The sequence below is a fragment of the Paracoccus sp. FO-3 genome (assembly GCF_006386455.1).
GTDB lineage: Bacteria > Pseudomonadota > Alphaproteobacteria > Rhodobacterales > Rhodobacteraceae > Paracoccus > Paracoccus versutus.
The window spans coordinates 13,637-30,845 of sequence record NZ_VCBQ01000032.1 but is presented as its reverse complement, the minus strand read 5'-3'; the positions used below and the strand labels follow the sequence as shown (position 1 = coordinate 30,845).

At 69.3% G+C, this 17,209-nt stretch carries 17 protein-coding genes; 15 read left to right on the top strand and 2 right to left on the bottom strand.

Annotated features, from left to right (window positions below; translation table 11 throughout):
• Positions 1–128 precede the first annotated feature (128 nt).
• The 15 genes from FE811_RS11050 to FE811_RS10980 all read left to right on the top strand — a co-directional run bounded on the left by FE811_RS11050 (position 129) and on the right by FE811_RS10980 (position 14,094).
• Positions 129–2,414, top strand: coding sequence for a bifunctional salicylyl-CoA 5-hydroxylase/oxidoreductase (locus FE811_RS11050; protein WP_140847582.1), 2,286 nt, complete (start codon positions 129–131; stop codon positions 2,412–2,414).
• Positions 2,411–3,151, top strand: coding sequence for an SDR family NAD(P)-dependent oxidoreductase (locus tag FE811_RS11045; protein ID WP_140847580.1), 741 nt, complete (start codon positions 2,411–2,413; stop codon positions 3,149–3,151). Before FE811_RS11050 ends, FE811_RS11045 begins: the two co-directional genes overlap by 4 nt.
• Entirely contained in the window at positions 3,148–3,585 is a 438-nt protein-coding gene (locus tag FE811_RS11040) for a MarR family winged helix-turn-helix transcriptional regulator (RefSeq protein ID WP_036757366.1), read from the top strand. Before FE811_RS11045 ends, FE811_RS11040 begins: the two co-directional genes overlap by 4 nt.
• Positions 3,582–4,403: an enoyl-CoA hydratase family protein gene (locus FE811_RS11035; RefSeq protein WP_140847577.1), complete on the top strand. Its 822-nt coding sequence runs from the start codon at positions 3,582–3,584 to the stop codon at positions 4,401–4,403. Before FE811_RS11040 ends, FE811_RS11035 begins: the two co-directional genes overlap by 4 nt.
• A 95-nt stretch (positions 4,404–4,498) precedes the next feature.
• A complete protein-coding gene (locus tag FE811_RS11030; protein WP_140847574.1) occupies positions 4,499–5,641 on the top strand; it encodes an acyl-CoA dehydrogenase family protein in 1,143 nt (380 codons plus the stop codon).
• Positions 5,642–5,655: 14 nt separating this feature from the next.
• Positions 5,656–6,108, top strand: a complete 453-nt coding sequence (locus tag FE811_RS11025) for a cupin domain-containing protein (protein WP_072461186.1) — start codon at positions 5,656–5,658, stop codon at positions 6,106–6,108.
• Entirely contained in the window at positions 6,108–6,527 is a 420-nt protein-coding gene (locus tag FE811_RS11020) for a thioesterase family protein (RefSeq protein ID WP_036757377.1), read from the top strand. The genes FE811_RS11025 and FE811_RS11020 overlap by 1 nt, the downstream gene beginning before the upstream one ends.
• Complete coding sequence (locus tag FE811_RS11015; protein ID WP_208021272.1) at positions 6,517–6,915, top strand: RidA family protein; 399 nt, start codon at positions 6,517–6,519, stop codon at positions 6,913–6,915. Before FE811_RS11020 ends, FE811_RS11015 begins: the two co-directional genes overlap by 11 nt.
• A 66-nt stretch (positions 6,916–6,981) precedes the next feature.
• Positions 6,982–8,622, top strand: coding sequence for an AMP-binding protein (locus FE811_RS11010; protein WP_140847571.1), 1,641 nt, complete (start codon positions 6,982–6,984; stop codon positions 8,620–8,622).
• A 99-nt stretch (positions 8,623–8,721) separates the two neighbouring features.
• On the top strand, positions 8,722–9,867 hold the full coding sequence (locus FE811_RS11005; RefSeq protein ID WP_072461188.1) for an ABC transporter substrate-binding protein: 1,146 nt from the start codon (positions 8,722–8,724) through the stop codon (positions 9,865–9,867).
• A gap of 60 nt (positions 9,868–9,927) precedes the next feature.
• Positions 9,928–10,839: a branched-chain amino acid ABC transporter permease gene (locus FE811_RS11000; protein ID WP_036757384.1), complete on the top strand. Its 912-nt coding sequence runs from the start codon at positions 9,928–9,930 to the stop codon at positions 10,837–10,839.
• A 3-nt stretch (positions 10,840–10,842) separates the two neighbouring features.
• Positions 10,843–11,835, top strand: coding sequence for a branched-chain amino acid ABC transporter permease (locus FE811_RS10995; RefSeq protein WP_114535382.1), 993 nt, complete (start codon positions 10,843–10,845; stop codon positions 11,833–11,835).
• Positions 11,828–12,592 carry an ABC transporter ATP-binding protein gene (locus FE811_RS10990; RefSeq protein WP_140847568.1) on the top strand — a complete coding sequence of 255 codons (765 nt, stop codon included), beginning with the start codon at positions 11,828–11,830 and terminating at the stop codon, positions 12,590–12,592. Before FE811_RS10995 ends, FE811_RS10990 begins: the two co-directional genes overlap by 8 nt.
• Entirely contained in the window at positions 12,589–13,278 is a 690-nt protein-coding gene (locus FE811_RS10985) for an ABC transporter ATP-binding protein (protein ID WP_140847565.1), read from the top strand. The genes FE811_RS10990 and FE811_RS10985 overlap by 4 nt, the downstream gene beginning before the upstream one ends.
• Positions 13,279–14,094, top strand: a complete 816-nt coding sequence (locus FE811_RS10980) for an alpha/beta hydrolase (RefSeq protein WP_140847562.1) — start codon at positions 13,279–13,281, stop codon at positions 14,092–14,094.
• Positions 14,095–14,115: 21 nt separating this feature from the next.
• Here the strand turns inward: FE811_RS10980 and FE811_RS10975 are convergent, their stop codons facing one another.
• Positions 14,116–14,403 carry a hypothetical protein gene (locus FE811_RS10975; RefSeq protein ID WP_011751319.1) on the bottom strand — a complete coding sequence of 96 codons (288 nt, stop codon included), beginning with the start codon at positions 14,401–14,403 and terminating at the stop codon, positions 14,116–14,118.
• An 82-nt stretch (positions 14,404–14,485) separates the two neighbouring features.
• The gene (locus FE811_RS10970; RefSeq protein WP_140847559.1) at positions 14,486–17,197 is read right to left on the bottom strand and encodes a cation-transporting P-type ATPase; all 2,712 of its coding nucleotides are present in this window, start codon (positions 17,195–17,197) and stop codon (positions 14,486–14,488) included.
• Positions 17,198–17,209 lie beyond the last annotated feature (12 nt).

The following is a 17,209-nucleotide window of genomic DNA, read 5'->3' as shown; positions in this document are numbered from 1 at the left end:
CCCCCTGTCCCTGGCCCATCATGCCACGCGGGAAAATCGTTTCAAGCTTGAAATTTTAAACTTGAAACGAATCCGATTCGCTGGCAGCGTCCACGCAACGGGCCGAAAAGGCGCAAGGGAGGCGGGCAATGAAGATCTTGTGCATGGGCGGCGGGCCGGCGGGGCTTTACTTCGCGATCTCGATGAAGCTGCGCGACCCTTCGCACCAGATCACAGTGCTGGAGCGCAACAAGGCCAACGACACTTTCGGCTGGGGCGTGGTGCTGTCGGACGATGCGCTGGGGCGGATGCAGCAGAACGACCCCGCCAGCACCGAGGCGATCCGCAGCCATTTCGCCTATTGGGACGACATCGCCGTGGTGCATGACGGGGTGCGCACCGTCTCGGGCGGGCACGGCTTCGCGGGCATCGGGCGCAAGCAGATGCTGGTCCTGCTGCAAGCCCGCGCGCGCGAGCTGGGGGTCGAGCTGCGTTTCGAGACCGTGTTCCAGTCGGCCGAGGAATACCGCAAGGACTATGACCTGGTGGTGGGCTGCGACGGCATCAATTCGCTGGTGCGCGCCGAATATGCGCAGGTGTTCCAGCCCGACATCGACACCCGCCGCTGCAAGTTCATCTGGCTGGGCACGCATCAGAAATTCGACGACGCCTTTACCTTCATCTTCGAGCGGACCGAGCATGGCTGGGTCTGGGCGCATGTCTACCAGTTCGACGGCGACACCGCGACCTTCATCGTCGAGACCCTGCCCGAGACCTGGGAAAAGCTGGGCTTTGCCGACATGTCCAAGGAGGAAGCGGTCGAGACCTGCCGCCGCATTTTTGCCCGCCACCTGGGCGGCCATGACCTGATGTCGAACGCCGCGCATCTGCGCGGCTCGGCGGTCTGGATCCAGTTCCCGCGGGTCATCTGCGAGCGCTGGTATCATGAGAATGTCGTGCTGATGGGCGATGCGGCGGCGACCGGGCATTTCTCGATCGGCTCCGGCTCGCGGCTGGCCTTCGACAGCGCCATCGCCCTGGCCGAATACCTGCATTCCGAACCGACCATGCAGCGCGCCTTCGAACGTTATCAGGAAGAGCGCCGCGTCGAGGTGCTGCGCCTGCAATCGGCCGCCCGCAACAGCCTGGAATGGTTCGAGCAGGTCGAGCGCTACCTGGATATGGAACCCCTGCAATTCGCGTATTCGCTGCTGACCCGTTCGCAGCGCATCAGCCACGAGAACCTGCGCCTGCGCGACCCCGAATGGCTGGGCCGGGCCGAGGACTGGTTCCAGGAACGCGCCGGCGGGCGCAAGGGCCGCCGGCCGATGTTCGCGCCCTTCCGCCTGCGCGACATGGTGCTGGAGAACCGCGTCGTCGTCTCGCCCATGGCGCAATACAAGGCGGTGGAGGGCTGCCCGACCGACTGGCATTTCGTCCATTACGCCGAACGCGCCAAGGGCGGCGCCGGGCTGGTCTATACCGAGATGACCTGCGTTTCGCCCGAGGGGCGGATCAGCCCCGGCTGCCCCGGCCTCTACGCGCCCGAGCATGAGGCGGCCTGGAAGCGGATCGTCGATTTCACCCATGCCGAGACGCGGGCCAGGATCTGCATGCAGATCGGCCATTCCGGCCGCAAGGGCTCGACCCAGTTGGGCTGGCAGGATGCCGACCGGCCGCTGGCCCAGGGCAACTGGCCGCTGATCTCGGCCAGCGCCATCCCGTGGCAACAGGGCAACGCGGTGCCCAGGGCCATGGACCGCGCCGACATGGACCGGGTGCGCGACCAGTTCGTCGCCGCGACCCAGATGGCGGCGCGGGCGGGCTTCGACATGGTCGAGCTGCACGCGGCGCATGGCTACCTGATTTCCAGCTTCATCTCGCCGCTGTCGAACCGGCGCGAGGACGAATACGGCGGCAGCCTGGAAAACCGCATGCGCTATCCGCTCGAGGTGTTCCGGGCGATGCGCGGCGCTTGGCCGGCGGAAAAGCCGATGTCGGTGCGCATCTCGGCCAATGACTGGGTAGGGGAAGAGGGCGTGACGCCCGAGGAGGCGGTGGAGATCGCCCGGATGTTCGCGGCCGCCGGCGCCGACATCATCGACGTCTCGGCCGGGCAGACCAGCACCGGGGCGCGGCCGGTCTATGGCCGGATGTTCCAGACCCCGTTCAGCGACCGCATCCGCAACGAGGCGGGGCTCGCGACCATGGCGGTCGGCAACATCACCGAGGCCGACCAGGTGAACGGCATCCTGCTGGCCGGCCGCGCCGATCTGGTCTGCCTGGCGCGGCCACACCTGGCCGATCCCTATTGGACGCTGCATGCCGCCGTCGAGGCCGGGGACGAGGCCGCCGCCTGGCCCTTGCCCTATCTGGCCGGCCGCGACCAGGCGCTGCGGCTGCGCAGCCGCGCGCAGGAGGCGATCCGGGCATGACGGCGATGGCGGGCAAACGGGTGCTGATCACCGGGGGCGGCACGGGCACCGGCGCCGACCTGGCGCGCGCCTTTGCCGGGGCCGGGGCGGATGTGGTGATCTGCGGCCGCCGCAAGGCGCCGCTGGAGGCCGTGGCCGAACAGACCGGCGCCCGCGCATTGGTGGCCGACGTGACCGACGAGGCCGGCGTCAAGGCGATCTTCGCCGAGGCCGGCCCCTGCGACATCGTCATCGCCAACGCCGGGGCAGCGGACAGCGCCCCCCTGGGCCGCACCACGCTGGAGCAATGGAACGCCATGTTGGCGGTGAACCTGACCGGCACCTTCCTGACCTTCCGCGAGGGGCTGGCGCAGCTGCCGGGCTGGGGCCGGCTGATCGCCGTGGCCTCGACCGCGGGCCTTCGCGGCTATGCCTATGTCGCGCCCTATGCGGCGGCCAAGCATGGCGTGGTCGGGCTGGTGCGCAGCCTGGCGCTGGAGGTGGCGCGGCGGCAGGTGACGGTGAACGCGCTTTGCCCCGGTTTCCTGGATACCGAGATGACGGCGCGTTCCATCGCCACCATCATGGACAAGACCGGCAAGAACCGGGATCAGGCGCTGGCCGCGCTGACCGCGACCAATCCGCAGGGCCGGCTGGTCCAGCCGCAGGAGGTCAGCGCCGCGGCGCTGTGGCTTTGCGGGCCGGGCTCCGAGGGGGTCAACGGCCAGGCCATCGCCATTTCGGGGGGCGAGGCATGAGCGATCCCCTGTCCAAGCGCCGGCTGAAGCTGTGGATCCGCCTGCTGGGCGTCACCCGCGCGGCCGAGGGGCAGCTGCGCGAATTCCTGAGGGTCAGGCATGACACGACGCTGCCGCGCTTCGACGTGATGGCCGCGCTCTATCGCCGGCGCGAGGGCGTCACCATGAGCGAACTCAGCCGGATGCTGCTGGTCTCGAACGGCAATGCGACGGCGGTGGTGGACCGGCTGGAAAGGGACGGGCTGGCGCGGCGCGTGCCCTCGGAAACCGACCGGCGCACGGTCTTCGTCAGCCTGACGCCCGAGGGGCTGGCGGCCTTCGAGGGCTTCGCCGCCGATCACGAGGCCGAGGTGAACCGCATCTTTGCCGGGCTGACCGAGGAGGACATCGAGCTGCTGACCGAGATCCTGAAACGCATGGGGGGCGCGAAATGACCGGAACGACCGAACTGGCCGGGCTGAAGCCGCGGCATTTCATCTGGGAGATGCGGGACCGCGTCGCCACCATCCGCCTGGACCGCCCCGAGCGCAAGAATCCGCTGACCTTCGACAGCTATGCCGAGCTGCGCGACACCTTTCGCGCGCTGGCCCATGCCAGCGACGTGGATGTGGTGGTGCTGGCCCCGAACGGCGGCAATTTCTGCTCGGGCGGGGATGTGCATGACATCATCGGCCCGCTGGTCGGCATGGACATGAAGGGGCTGCTGGCCTTTACCCGCATGACCGGCGACCTGGTCAAGGCGATGATCGGCTGCGGCAAGCCGGTGATCGCGGCGGTGGACGGGATCTGCGTCGGCGCCGGGGCGATCCTGGCCATGGCCTCGGACCTGCGGCTGGCGACGCCGCAGGCGAAATGCGCCTTCCTGTTCACCCGCGTCGGGCTGGCCGGCTGCGACATGGGCGCCTGCGCCATGCTGCCGCGCATCATCGGCCAGGGCCGGGCGGCCGAGCTGCTTTACACCGGCCGGGTGATGGGCGCCGAGGAAGGCCATGCCTGGGGCTTCTGGAACGCGCTGCATGACGCGGGTGCGCTGGAGGAGGCGGCGCAGGCGCTGGCCGGGCGGCTGGCGGCCGGGCCGGTCTTTGCCCATGGCATCACCAAGACCCAGCTGAACCAGGAATGGAACATGGGGCTGGAGCAGGCCATCGAGGCCGAGGCGCAGGCGCAGGCGATCTGCATGCAGACCCGCGATTTCGAACGCGCCTATCGCGCCTTCGTGGCCAGGGAAAAGCCCGTGTTCGAGGGCGACTGATCGAGGGGGGAAGGCGGGGGCTGCCGCCCCCGCACCCCCGCTCCAAGGGACGCGCGCGCCCCTTGGAAATCCCCGCAGGGAAAGGGACGGATGACATGGCGGATCGCAGCTTTCTGGACTGGCCCTTCTTCGAGCCGCGCCACCGCGAGCTGGCGGCGGCGCTGGAGGATTGGTGCGTGGCGCATCTGCCCGTGGATCACGGCGATGTCGATGCCGCCTGCAAGGCGCTGGTCGCGGCGCTTGGGGCGGCGGGCTTCCTGCGCCATAGCGGCGCGGATGCGGGCGCGGGCGAGGCGCTGGACGTGCGCAGCCTGTGCCTGATCCGCGAGACGCTGGCCCGCCACGACCCGCTGGCCGATTTCGCCTTTGCCATGCAGGGGCTGGGCATGGGGGCGGTGACGCTGTTCGGCACCCCCGGCCAGCGCGCCTGGCTGGAGCGGACGCGCACCGGCCAGGCGATCGCGGCCTTTGCACTGACCGAGCCCGGCGCCGGCTCGGACGTGGCCAGCACGGCGACGCTGGCCGAGCGCGCCCCAAGCGGCTGGCGGCTGACGGGCGAAAAGACCTATATCTCGAACGGCGGTATCGCCGACCTCTACGTGGTCTTTGCCCGCACGGGCGAGGCGCCCGGCGCGCGCGGCCTTTCGGCCTTCCTGATGCCGGCGGACAGCGCCGGGCTGACCATCGCCGAGCGGATCGAGGTGATCGCCCCGCATCCGCTGGCGCGGCTGAAGCTGGACGGGGTGGCGCTGCCCGATGCGGCGCTGATCGGCCGGCCGGGCGAGGGCTTCAAGATCGCCATGTCGGTGCTGGACGTGTTCCGCCCCACCGTCGGTGCGGCGGCGCTGGGCATGGCGCGGCGCGCGCTGGGCGAGGCCCTGGCGCGGGTGCGCAGGCCTCGGGCCGGCGGCGGCACCTTGGCCGATCACCAGATGGTGCAGGGCCATCTGGCCGACATGGCGCTGAAGGTGGATGCGGCGGCGCTGCTGGTCTATCGCGCCGCCTGGGCCAAGGACCAGGGCGCCCCCCGCATCACCCGCGAGGCGGCGATGGCCAAGCTTTACGCCACCGAGGCCGCGCAGGAGGTGATTGACGCCGCGCTGCAGCTGCATGGTGGCGACGGCGTGCGCCACGGCACCGCGGTCGAGGCGCTTTACCGCGACATCCGCGCCCTGCGCATCTACGAGGGCGCCAGCGACGTGCAGCGCGTGGTCATCGCCCGCGCGATCTTGGGCTGAACAGGGGGGACGGCATGGACAAGGCACTGGACGGCGGCATCACCCGCCAGGGCGAGGGGATCGAGGGCATCGAATGGAACATCCTCGGCCAGCGCTATCTCCCCAAGGCGGATTGCGGCAGCAGCTTCGCCTTCGAGACCAACAGCGAGCCGGGTCAGTTCGTGCCGGTGCATATCCACCCGACGCAGGACGAGTTCATCCTGGTGCAGGAGGGCGAGCTGCATGTGAAGCTGGACGGCGTCTGGTCGGTGGCCAGGGCCGGCGATCTGGTGCGGATGCCGCGCGGCGTGCCGCATGGCTATTTCAACAAGTCCGACAAGCCGGCGCGGGCGCTGTTCTGGGTCTCGCCCGCCGGCAACCTGCGCGCGCTGTTCGAGGCGCTGCACGACCTGACGGACATTCCGACCGTCGTCGCGCTGTCGGCCCGGCACGAGGTCGATTTCCTGCCGCCGGAGGCCAATGACTGATGCGCTATCTGCGCCGCATCCAGGTCGAGTTCAACCATTGCGACCCGGCGGGGATCGTCTTCTACCCGCGCTATTTCGAGATGCTGAACTCGGTGATCGAGAACTTCTTTGCCGAGGTGCTGGCCTATCCCTTCACCCGCATCCACATCGAGGAGGGTTGCGCCGTCCCGACCGTGCGGATCGAGGCCGGCTTCCAGGCCCCCTCGCGGCTGGGCGAGGTGCTGGAATTCGCGCTGGAGGTGCAGCATGTCGGCCGCTCCAGCGCGCGGCTGGCGCAGCAGGCCAGCGCCGGCGGGCAGGTCCGGCTGCAATGCGCCTCGACCCTGGTCTGGGTCACGCCGCAGGGGCGCGCCGCGCCCTGGCCCGAGCCGATCCGCCGCAAGATGATCGCGTTCATGGAGGCAAGCGATGGTGCATGAGGTTCTGCATCCGAGGAACTGGAAGGCGACGCCGGGCTATTCCAACGGCATCGCCGCGACCGGGCGGATGGTGTTCACCGGCGGCATGATCGGCTGGAACGGGCAGCAGGAGTTCGAGACCGACGATTTCGCCGGGCAGGTGCGCCTGGCGCTGCAATCCGTCGTCGCCGTGCTGGCCGAGGCCGGCGCCCGGCCCGAGCACCTGGTGCGGCTGACCTGGTATGTCACCGACAAGCGGGAATACCTGGCCGCACTCAAGGACATCGGCCAGGCCTACAAGGAGATCATCGGCCGGCACTATCCGGCCATGGCGCTGGTGCAGGTCGTGGCCCTGGTCGAGGACCGCGCCAAGGTCGAGATCGAGGCAACCGCTGTGATCCCCGCCTGACGGGGGCAGGGCACCCGCGGGCCAAGGCACGACAAGATGCCGGCCCGCCCAACAGGGAGATTGAAGATGACGGGCAATCCGCCGCTTGGACCCTCGGCGCATGTCGACCGCTTCGCGCGCGACAACCTGCCGCCGCCCGAGCTTTGGCCGCAGCTGCTGCTGGAGGGCTTCGACTATCCCGAATATCTGAACGCCGCGGTCGAGCTGACCGACCGCATGGTCGAGCGGGGCTTCGGCGACCATATCGCGCTGATCGGCAACGGCCGCATCCGCAGCTACAAGGAACTGACCGACTGGACCAACCGCATCGCCCATGCGCTGGTCGAAAGCTACGGCGTGCGGCCCGGCAACCGGGTGCTGATCCGCTCGGCCAACAACCCGGCGATGGTGGCCTGCTGGCTGGCCGCGACCAAGGCGGGCGCGGTGGTGGTCAACACCATGCCGATGCTGCGCGCGGGCGAGCTGGCCAAGATCATCGACAAGGCGCAGGTCAGCCACGCGCTTTGCGACACGCGGCTGATGGACGAGCTGGCGCTGGCCGCCAGGGACAGCCGGCACCTGACGACCGTGGTCGGCTTCGACGGCACCGCGAACCACGATGCCGACCTGGACCGCGCTGCCCTGTCCCAGCCGGTGCGCTTCCAGGCGGTGCGCACGGGACGCGACGACGTGGCGCTGCTGGGGTTCACCTCGGGGACCACGGGCGAGCCCAAGGCGACCATGCATTTCCATCGCGACATCCTGATCATCGCCGACGGCTATGCCCGCGAGGTGCTGGAGGTGCGGCCCGAGGATGTCTTCGTCGGCTCGCCGCCCCTGGCCTTTACCTTCGGGCTGGGCGGGCTGGCGGTGTTTCCGCTGCGCTTCGGCGCCTCGGCGGCGCTGCTGGAGAACGCCTCGCCGCCGAACATGGTCGAGATCATCCAGAAATACCGCGCCACCATCTGCTTTACTGCGCCGACCGCCTATCGGGTGATGATGCGGGCGATGGACGAGGGTGCGGACCTGTCCAGCCTGCGCGCCGCCGTCTCGGCCGGCGAGACGCTGCCCGCGCCGGTCTATGAGGAATGGATGGCCAAGACCGGCAAGCCGATGCTGGACGGCATCGGCTCGACCGAGATGCTGCACATCTTCCTGACCAACCGTTTCGGTGACAGTCGCCCGGCCTGCACCGGCCGCCCGGTCGCGGGCTACGAGGCCAGGATCATCGGCCCGGACGGGCACGAGCTGCCGCCGGGCGAGACCGGGCGGCTGGCGGTGCGCGGGCCGGTCGGTTGCCGCTATCTGGCCGACCCCGACAAGCAGCGCGCCTATGTGCAGGACGGCTGGAACCTGACCGGCGACAGTTTCTGGAAGGACGAGCAGGGCTATTTCCACTTTGCCGCCCGCACCGACGGCATCATCGTCTCGGCCGGCTACAACATCGCCGGCCCCGAGGTCGAGGCGGCGCTGCTTGCCCATCCCGACGTGCTGGAATGCGCCGTGGTCGGCGCCCCGGACGAGGCGCGCGGCCAGATCGTCGAGGCGCATGTCGTCCTGCGCCCCGGCGCCGCCGCAGACGAGGCGATGGCCAAGGGCTTGCAGGACCACGTCAAATCCGTCATCGCGCCCTTCAAATACCCGCGCCGCGTGGTTTTCGCCCAAGCGCTGCCCAAGACCGAAAGCGGCAAGATCCAGCGTTTCCGCCTGCTCGAGGGGCGGGCGTGACCCTTGGGGTTGCGGGCTGATGCGCGAAAGCCGTTGCAGCCCGCGACCGCATCATAAAAACATGCGACGACCAATCGCGCATCACACAGGGAGTATGTCATGGAACTGAAAAGGCTGCTGATCTGCGGCACCGCCGCCTTGGCCCTGGCCGGGGCCGCCCAGGCCGAACCCGTCAAGGTCGGCATGATCACCACGCTGTCGGGCGGCGGGGCCGGGCTGGGCGTCGACACGCGCGACGGCTTCCTGCTGGCGCTGAAGAACGCCGGTGAGGCGGGCCAGGCGGTCGAGCTGGTGATCGAGGACGACCAGCAGAAACCCGATGTCGCGGTGCAGATCGCCGACAAGATGATCCAGTCCGACCAGGTCGACGTGCTGACCGGCATCGTCTGGTCGAACCTCGCCATGGCCGTGGTGCCGGCGGCGGTGGCGCAGGACAAGTTCTACCTGTCCACCAATGCCGCGCCCTCGCAGCTGGCCGGGGCGGGCTGCCATCCGAAATATTTCTCGGTCTCCTACCAGAACGACAACCTGCACGAGGCGGCGGGCGCCCATGCCACGGATGCCGGCATCGGCAAGGTCTTCATCATGGCGCCGAACTATCCCGCCGGGCAGGATTCGCTGGCGGGCTTCAAGCGCTATTACAAGGGCGAGGTGGTCAGCGAGGTCTATACCCAGGTCGGCCAGACCGATTACGCCGGCGAGATCGCCCAGATCCGCGCCAGCGACGCGGATGCGGTGTTCTTCTTCCTGCCGGGCGGCATGGGCATCGCCTTCATGAAGCAATATGCCGAATCCGGCGTCGGCAAGCCGGTGATCGGCCCGGCCTTCAGCTTCAGCCAGGACATCCTGCCTGCGGTGGGCGATGCCGCGCTGGGGGTCAAGAACACCGCGCAATGGTCCAAGGACCTGGACAACGAGGCGAATGCGGCCTTCGTCGAAACCTTCCAGGCCGAATACGGCCGGCTGCCCTCGCTTTACGCGGCGCAGGCCTATGACACGGCGAACCTGCTTCTCTCGGCCATCGCCAAGGCCGACGTGGGCGATGCCGACGCCTTCCGCGCGGCGCTGGCCGAGGCGGATTTCCCCAGCGTGCGCGGCAAGTTCCGCTTTGGCCCGAACCAGCACCCGATCCAGGACTATTACGTGCGCGAGGTGGTCAGGGAAGGCGACGTGCTGACCAACAAGATCATCGGCCCGGCCATGACCGACCATGGCGATGCCTATGCCGAGCAGTGCAAGATGTAAGCCCTGCCGGGCCGGGTCGATGAGGCCCGGCCCCCTGGCAATTCGGGAGAGAAAGCGGTGATGCTTCTGGCCGAGCAGGCGCTGAACGGCCTGCAATACGGGATGATGCTGTTTCTGATGGCGGCCGGGCTGACCCTGGTCTTCGGCGTCATGGGGCTGATCAACCTTGCGCATGGCTCGCTCTACATGACCGGGGCCTTTGCCTGCGCGGCGGTGGCGGCGGCCACCGGCTCGTTCTGGCTGGGGCTGGCGGCCAGCCTGGTGGCCGCCGCCGCGGCGGGCGCGCTGGTCGAGATGGCGGTGATCCGGCGGCTATACGCCCGCGACCACCTGGATCAGGTGCTGGCCACCTTTGCGCTGATCCTGGTGTTTTCCGAGGGCACGCGCTGGCTCTTCGGCTCGTTCCCGCTTTACCTCAAGCTGCCGGCCTCGCTTTCGGGGGCGGTGGTGCTGCCGGGCGGGCTGCATTACCCGCTGTTCCGGCTGGTCATCATCGGCTTCGGCGCGGCGGTGGCCCTGGGGCTTTGGTGGCTCATCACGCGCACGCGGCTGGGCATCCGCATCCGCGCCGGCGAGGCGGATCGCGAGATGATCGGCGCGCTGGGGGTGGACATCGCCCGGCTCTACACCATCGTCTTTGCGCTTGGCGCGGCGCTGGCGGGGTTCGCCGGGGCGCTGGTCGGCACCATCCAGTCGGTGCAGGTCGGCATGGGCGAGCCGGTGCTGATCCTGGCCTTCGTCGTGGTGGTGATCGGCGGCATCGGCTCGATCAAGGGCGCCTTCGTCGGCGCGCTGCTGGTCGGCATGACCGACACGCTGGGCAAGGCGCTGCTGCCGGGGCTGCTGTCGCGGATATGGGACGCCTCCAGCGCCAATACCGTGGGCGCCTCGCTGGCCTCGGTGCTGATCTATGTGCTGATGGCCGTGGTGCTGATCCTGCGGCCGCAGGGACTTTTCGGGGCGAGGGGCTGAGTAATGCAGCAGACGTTGAACCGCGACACCGCCGTCAACCTGGCGATCTTTGCCCTGCTGGTCGCCACCGCCCTTGGCGCGCATCTGGCCGGCAACGGCTTTACCGTCACGCTGGCGACCAAGGCCGCGATCTTCGGCCTGGCCGGGGTGGGGCTGAACCTGGCGCTCGGCTATGGCGGGCTGATCTCGTTCGGCCATGCCGCCTTCTTCGGCATCGGCGGCTATGTCACCGGCATCCTGGCCAGCCATGCCAGCACGGGCACGCCCGTCCTGAGCCTGCCCTTTACCGTCATGGGCAGCAACGAGATGCTGGGCATCTGGCCCATGGCCATGCTGGCCGCGGGGCTGGCGGCGCTGGTCATCGGCGCGCTCAGCCTGCGCACCTCGGGCGTCTATTTCATCATGGTGACGCTGGCCTTCGCGCAGATGCTCTATTACTTCGCCATCAGCTGGCCGCGCTATGGCGGCGAGGACGGGCTGAGCTTCTATGTCCGCAACAGCTTCCCCGGCCTGAACACCTTTGCCCCGATCCAGTATTTCGCCATCTGCGCCACGCTGCTGGCGGTGGCGCTGGTCTTTACCGCGGTCGTCACCCAGTCGCGTTTCGGCCTGGCCTTGCAGGCGGCGCGGCAGAACAGCCAGCGCACCGTCGCCGTCGGCATCCGCCCCTATGCGATCCGGCTGACGGCTTTCGTGCTGTCGGGGATGATCGTCGGGCTGGCGGGGTCGCTTTACGCCGACCTCAACCGCTTCGTCAGCCCGGCCATGCTGTCCTGGCACATGTCGGGCGAGATCATGGTCTTCGTCATCCTGGGCGGCGTGGGGCGGCTTTGCGGCCCGGTCGCGGGTGCCGCGCTCTTCATCCTGCTCGAGCATGTGCTGGGCGGCATCAGCGATTACTGGCAGGCGCTGCTGGGCCTTCTGCTGCTGGCCATCGTGCTGTTCGCGCCGGGCGGGCTGATCGGCATCGTCACGAAAAGGGGCCGCCATGCCTGAACCCAAGCTGAACGAACCCATCCTGGAGATCCGCGGCCTGCGCAAGTCCTTCGGCGCGCTGGCGGCGACCGACGATGTCAGCCTGGACCTGCGGCCGGGCGAGATCCACGCCCTGATCGGCCCGAACGGTGCCGGCAAGTCCACGCTGATCAAGCAGATCGTCGGCGAGATCCGGCCCGACGCCGGCACCATCCGCTTCGAGGGGCAGGGGATCGACGGGCTGGACGCGGCGGCGCGGGCGCGGCTGGGGCTGGCGCGCAGCTTCCAGGTCTCGTCGGTGATCCCGGACTTCACCGTGCTGCAAAACGTCATGCTGGCGGTGGCCGGGGCCAGCGGCGCGGTGTTCCGCTTTCACCTGCCGGCGCTGGCCGACCGCAAGCTGACCGAACCCGCGCTGTTCCATATCGAGCAGGCGGGCCTGGCCGGGCGGCACCTGGTCCCGGCCGCGACACTGTCGCATGGCGAGCGGCGCAAGCTGGAGATTGCCATGGCCCTGGCCCTGCGCCCGCGCGCCTTCCTGCTGGACGAGCCGATGGCCGGCATGGGGCTGGAGGGCGGGCGGCAGCTGACTGCCATCCTGGCGGAACTGCGCAACGAGGCGCCGATCCTGCTGGTCGAACATGACATGGACGCGGTCTTTGCGCTGGCCGACCGCATCTCGGTCCTGGTCTATGGCCGCATCATCGCCACCGGCAGCGTCGCCGAGATCCGCGCCAACCCCGAGGTGCGGCGCTCCTACCTGGGAGAGGACGCATGACCCGGCTGCTGGAACTGCGCGACGTGACCGCCTGTTACGGCCCGGTGCAGGCGCTGTTCGGCATCACGCTGGACCTGGACCAGGGCGAGGTGGTGGCGCTGATGGGCCGCAACGGCATGGGCAAGACCACGACCATCCGCTGCATCAGCCGGCTGATGCCGCATTCCGGCGGCAGCCTGCGCCTTGCCGGCCGCGATGTCGCCGGCCTGACGGCGCCCAAGGTGGCGCGGCTGGGCGTCGGGCTGGTCCCCGAGGGGCGGCGCTGCTTCGCGCCGCTGACCGTGGCCGAGAACCTGACCGTCGCCGCCCGCCCCGGCCCCTGGGACATGCCTCGCGTCTGCGCGCTGTTTCCCCGCTTGCAGGAACGCATGGGCCAGGTCGCGCGCACGCTGTCGGGGGGCGAGCAGCAGATGCTGGCCATCGGCCGGGCGCTGATGACCAATCCGCGCCTGCTGGTGCTGGACGAGGCGACCGAGGGGCTGGCCCCGGTCGTGCGGCAGGAGATCTGGGCCGGCGTGCGGCGGCTGAAAGCCGAGGGGCTGTCGATCCTGCTGGTGGACAAGTCGCTCAGCGAGATCGCCTCGGTCGCCGACCGCGCGGTGATCGTGGAACGCGGCGCGACGGTCTGGCAGGGCGGCATCGCCGATCTGACCGCCGATCTGACCGACCGCTATCTGGGGGTGTGAATGACGACGGCGATCTATCGCGGCATGAACCGGCATGAACTGGACAGGGCCTATAGCAATACCGGCAGGCTCGCGGATTTTCCGGGGCTGATGCGGGATTTCCGCGCGCGCAGCGCGGCTTTCCATGCCGCGCAGGATTGCCGGCGGGACCGGCGCTATGGCCCCGGCGCGCGCCAGACCTATGACTGGTTTGCCGGCGGCGGGGCGGATGCGCCGGCCTTCGTCTTCATCCACGGCGGCTATTGGCAAAGCTGCGTCAAGGAGGATTTCGCCTTCTGCGCCGCCGGCCCGCTGGCGCGCGGCCATGACGTGATCTTGGCCGAATACACGCTGGCGCCGCAGGCCAGCATGACGCAGATCGTGGCCGAGATCGGGCAGCTTCTGGACCATCTGGCGGCGCAAGGGGTCGGGCGGCTTTGCCTTGCCGGGCATTCCGCCGGCGGGCATCTGGCGGCCATGCATCGCGGGCATCCCGCCGTCGGCTCGGTGCTGGCGATCAGCGGGCTGTTCGACCTGGAGCCGATCGGCCTGGGCCAGCTGAACGACAAGCTGCAACTGACCGAGGCCGAGATCGCCGCCTGCAGCCCGCAGCGCAACATCGCCGCCGGCGCGCCCATGCTGGTCGCCGTCGGCGCCGAGGAGCTGCCGGAACTGATCCGGCAATCCGACGACTATGCCGCGGCCTGCCGGCAGGCGGGCGAGCGTGCGGTGCTGCTGCATGTTCCGGGCTGCGACCATTTCCAGGTGCTGGACGACCTGGCGGACCCGGCCGGGGTGCAATTGACGGCGCTGGCGGCGCTGGACGGGCGGCGCTGATCCGGCCGCGGGGCGCCGGTTTCAGCGGTTGCTGTCGATCCAGCGCGACAGCAGCTGGCGGTCGCGGAAGCATTCGTCGGGCACGGCGCGGCGCTTGAGCCGGGCGATGCGCTCGGCGAAGGCGACCTGCTTCGAGGTCGGCAGCCCCGTCGCCGGCCGCATCCGCGCCTGCGCCTCGATCCAGGCGCTGAGCGTGCGGCGGTCCTGCTGCACTTCCCACGGCAGAAGCGTCTGGTTCCTCAGCGCCAGCGAACGCGCATAGGCGATCTGGCGCGGCGTGGCCGGCAGGGCAAAGGTGGTGGCATCCATGGCGGATCTCCCTTGCAGATCATGGTCCCAACATAGAACATATGGGGAACAAAATCAATCCGGGCACCCGAGGCCGCCATCTTTACAGGGAAAATCTGCGCGTCAGGGTCTTTTCGATCTCCAGGATGGCCATGAGCGTCACCCCGACCAGCACGATCACCAGCCCGTCGACAAAGGCGACCGGGGCGCTGTCGAACAACTCGTGCATGAAGGGCGCATAGGTGAACAGGACCTGCGCCCCGACCACCACCGCGACCGCCCCCAGCACGGCGGGCGTGCCCATGGCGCCGATCAGGCTGAACGAGCTGCGGTGCAGGTAGCGCACGTTGAACAAATAGAAGATCTCCATCACCACCAGCGTGTTGACGACCATGGTGCGGGCGCCCTCGACGTCATAGCCGCGGTTCAGGGCAAAGGCGAAGATGCCGAAGGCCCCGAGCATGAACAGCACCGAGACGAAGCCGATGCGCCAGACCAGGAAGCGCGACAGGATCGGCGCGTCGCGCGGGCGCGGCGGGCGGCCCATCACGTCGGGTTCCGACGGCTCGAAGGCCAGCACCAGCCCTAGGGTGACGGTCAGGATCATGTTGATCCACAGGATCTGCACCGGCGTCATCGGCAGGGTGACGCCCAGGAAGATCGCCAGGATGACGCACAGCACCTCGCCGCCGTTGGTCGGCAGCGTCCAGCCGATCACCTTGCGGATATTGTCGTAGACGGTGCGCCCCTCATGCACGGCGGCGACGATCGAGGCGAAATTGTCGTCGAGCAGCACCATCTGCGCCGCCTCCTTGGCGGCCTCGGTGCCCTTGCGGCCCATGGCGACGCCGACATCGGCCTGCTTGACCGCGGGCGCGTCGTTCACCCCGTCGCCGGTCATGGCGACGATATGGCCGTTCGCCTGCAAGGCATTGACGATGCGCAGCTTGTGTTCGGGCGTGGCGCGGGCAAAGACGCTGACCTCCTCGACCACCCGGCGCAGCCTTTCGTCGGGCATGCCGTCCAGCGCGGCGCCCTCCAGCACCTTGGGATCGTCGGCGATGGCCAGCTGGCGGGCGATGGCGGCCGCCGTGCCCTTGTGGTCGCCGGTGATCATCTTGATGGCGATCCCGGCCGAGCGGCATTCGGCCACCGCGGCGATGGCCTCGTCGCGCGGCGGGTCGATGAAGCCGGCAAGGCCCAGGAAGGTCAGCCCGCTTTCGACCATGGCGAAATCCAGCCGCTCGACCTCGGGGCCGGTGGCAAGGGTGGCAAAGCCCAGCACCCGCTCGCCGCCCTCGGCGCAGGCGTCGATGCATTCCTGCCAATAGCCGCCATCGAGCGGCAGGGCCGCGTCGCCCGCCGCCTGCGCCCCGCACATGGCAAGCACCCGCTCGGGCGCGCCCTTGACGAAGATGCGCCGCCCGCCTTGGGGGCCGGCCTGCGGGTCGTCGTGCAGCGTGGCCATGAAGCGGTGCTGTGCGTCGAAGGGGATCTCGTCCAGCCGGTTCCAGGCGGCGCGTTCGGTTTCCGGGTGCAGGCCGGCCTTGGCGGCGGTGGCGACCAGCGCGCCTTCCATCGGATCGCCCAGCACGGCCCACTGCCCCTCGCGCTCGACCAGCAGGGCGTCGTTGCACAAAAGCCCGGCGCGGATCAGCGTGTCGCGCTGGGGATCGGGCAGGGGCTCGGCGCCGTCCGCGTCCGAGAACCGCCCCTCGGGGGCGTAGCCGGTGCCCGAGACCGCGGTCAGGCTGGCGGCAGTCACCAGATGGCGCACGGTCATCTCGTTGCGGGTCAGCGTGCCGGTCTTGTCCGAGCAGATCACCGAGGTCGCGCCCAGCGTCTCGACCGCGGGCAGGCGGCGCACCACGGCATTGCGCGCGGCCATGCGGCGCACGCCGATGGCCAGGGTGATGGTGATGACGGCGGGCAACCCCTCGGGCACCACGCCGACCGCCAGCGCCACCACCACCATCAGCGCATCCAGCGCGTCATAGCCCCGGAACAGCGTGGCAAAGGCGAACAGCAGCGCCGCGGTGGCGATGGCGAACCAGGTGAAGCGGGTGCCGAAGGCGTTGATCTGGCGCAGAAGCGGCGTGGTCAGGCTTTGCACCGCGCCGATCATGTCGGAAATGCGGCCGATTTCGGTCCGCGGGCCGGTCGCGACGGCCACGCCGATGCCCTGTCCGGTGGTGATCAGCGTGCCGGAATGCAGGATCGGCGCGCGGTCGCCAAGCGCGGCATCGGGCGCGACCGGGCCTTCGGTCTTTTCCGCCGGCACCGATTCGCCGGTCAGGATCGCCTCGTCGGCGCTGAGCCCGCGCGCCCGCAGCAGGCGCAGGTCGGCGGGCACCTTGTCGCCGGCCTCGACCACCACGATGTCGCCGGGCACGATCTGGCGGGTGTCGAGCGTGTGCCGCTCGCCCTCGCGCAGCACCACGGCATGGGGGGCGATCATGTCGCGGATCGCGTCCAGCGCGCGCTCGGCCTTGCCCTCCTGGATGAAGCCGACGATGGCGTTGACCAGCACCACGACCACGATCACCGCGCCGTCGATGACATGTCCCAGCGCAATCGCCGCCACCGCCGCGGATAGCAGGAAATAGATCAGCGCATTGTTGAACTGCGCCAGGAAGCGCAGCACCGGATGGATGCGGGCGGCGGGCGGCAGCTCGTTCGGGCCGAAGCGGTCCAGCCGCCGCGCGGCCTCGTCATGGGCAAGCCCGTCCAGGCTGGTCGCCAGCGCGGCGCAGACCTCTTCGCCGCTCTGGGCGTGCCATGCGACCGGGTCCGGCACGATCTCGGCTGGCTTCATCGGGATCTCCTT

Coding starts and splice junctions, on each gene's coding strand:
- FE811_RS10970 (WP_140847559.1), bottom strand. CDS start 17,197: ATGAAGCCAGCCGAGATCGTGCCGGACCCGGTCGCATGGCACGCCCAG.
- FE811_RS10995 (WP_114535382.1), top strand. CDS start 10,843: ATGCAGCAGACGTTGAACCGCGACACCGCCGTCAACCTGGCGATCTTT.
- FE811_RS11040 (WP_036757366.1), top strand. CDS start 3,148: ATGAGCGATCCCCTGTCCAAGCGCCGGCTGAAGCTGTGGATCCGCCTG.
- FE811_RS11015 (WP_208021272.1), top strand. CDS start 6,517: ATGGTGCATGAGGTTCTGCATCCGAGGAACTGGAAGGCGACGCCGGGC.
- FE811_RS11005 (WP_072461188.1), top strand. CDS start 8,722: ATGGAACTGAAAAGGCTGCTGATCTGCGGCACCGCCGCCTTGGCCCTG.
- FE811_RS11050 (WP_140847582.1), top strand. CDS start 129: ATGAAGATCTTGTGCATGGGCGGCGGGCCGGCGGGGCTTTACTTCGCG.
- FE811_RS11030 (WP_140847574.1), top strand. CDS start 4,499: ATGGCGGATCGCAGCTTTCTGGACTGGCCCTTCTTCGAGCCGCGCCAC.
- FE811_RS10980 (WP_140847562.1), top strand. CDS start 13,279: ATGACGACGGCGATCTATCGCGGCATGAACCGGCATGAACTGGACAGG.
- FE811_RS10975 (WP_011751319.1), bottom strand. CDS start 14,403: ATGGATGCCACCACCTTTGCCCTGCCGGCCACGCCGCGCCAGATCGCC.
- FE811_RS11025 (WP_072461186.1), top strand. CDS start 5,656: ATGGACAAGGCACTGGACGGCGGCATCACCCGCCAGGGCGAGGGGATC.
- FE811_RS11035 (WP_140847577.1), top strand. CDS start 3,582: ATGACCGGAACGACCGAACTGGCCGGGCTGAAGCCGCGGCATTTCATC.
- FE811_RS11020 (WP_036757377.1), top strand. CDS start 6,108: ATGCGCTATCTGCGCCGCATCCAGGTCGAGTTCAACCATTGCGACCCG.
- FE811_RS11010 (WP_140847571.1), top strand. CDS start 6,982: ATGACGGGCAATCCGCCGCTTGGACCCTCGGCGCATGTCGACCGCTTC.
- FE811_RS10990 (WP_140847568.1), top strand. CDS start 11,828: ATGCCTGAACCCAAGCTGAACGAACCCATCCTGGAGATCCGCGGCCTG.
- FE811_RS10985 (WP_140847565.1), top strand. CDS start 12,589: ATGACCCGGCTGCTGGAACTGCGCGACGTGACCGCCTGTTACGGCCCG.
- FE811_RS11000 (WP_036757384.1), top strand. CDS start 9,928: ATGCTTCTGGCCGAGCAGGCGCTGAACGGCCTGCAATACGGGATGATG.
- FE811_RS11045 (WP_140847580.1), top strand. CDS start 2,411: ATGACGGCGATGGCGGGCAAACGGGTGCTGATCACCGGGGGCGGCACG.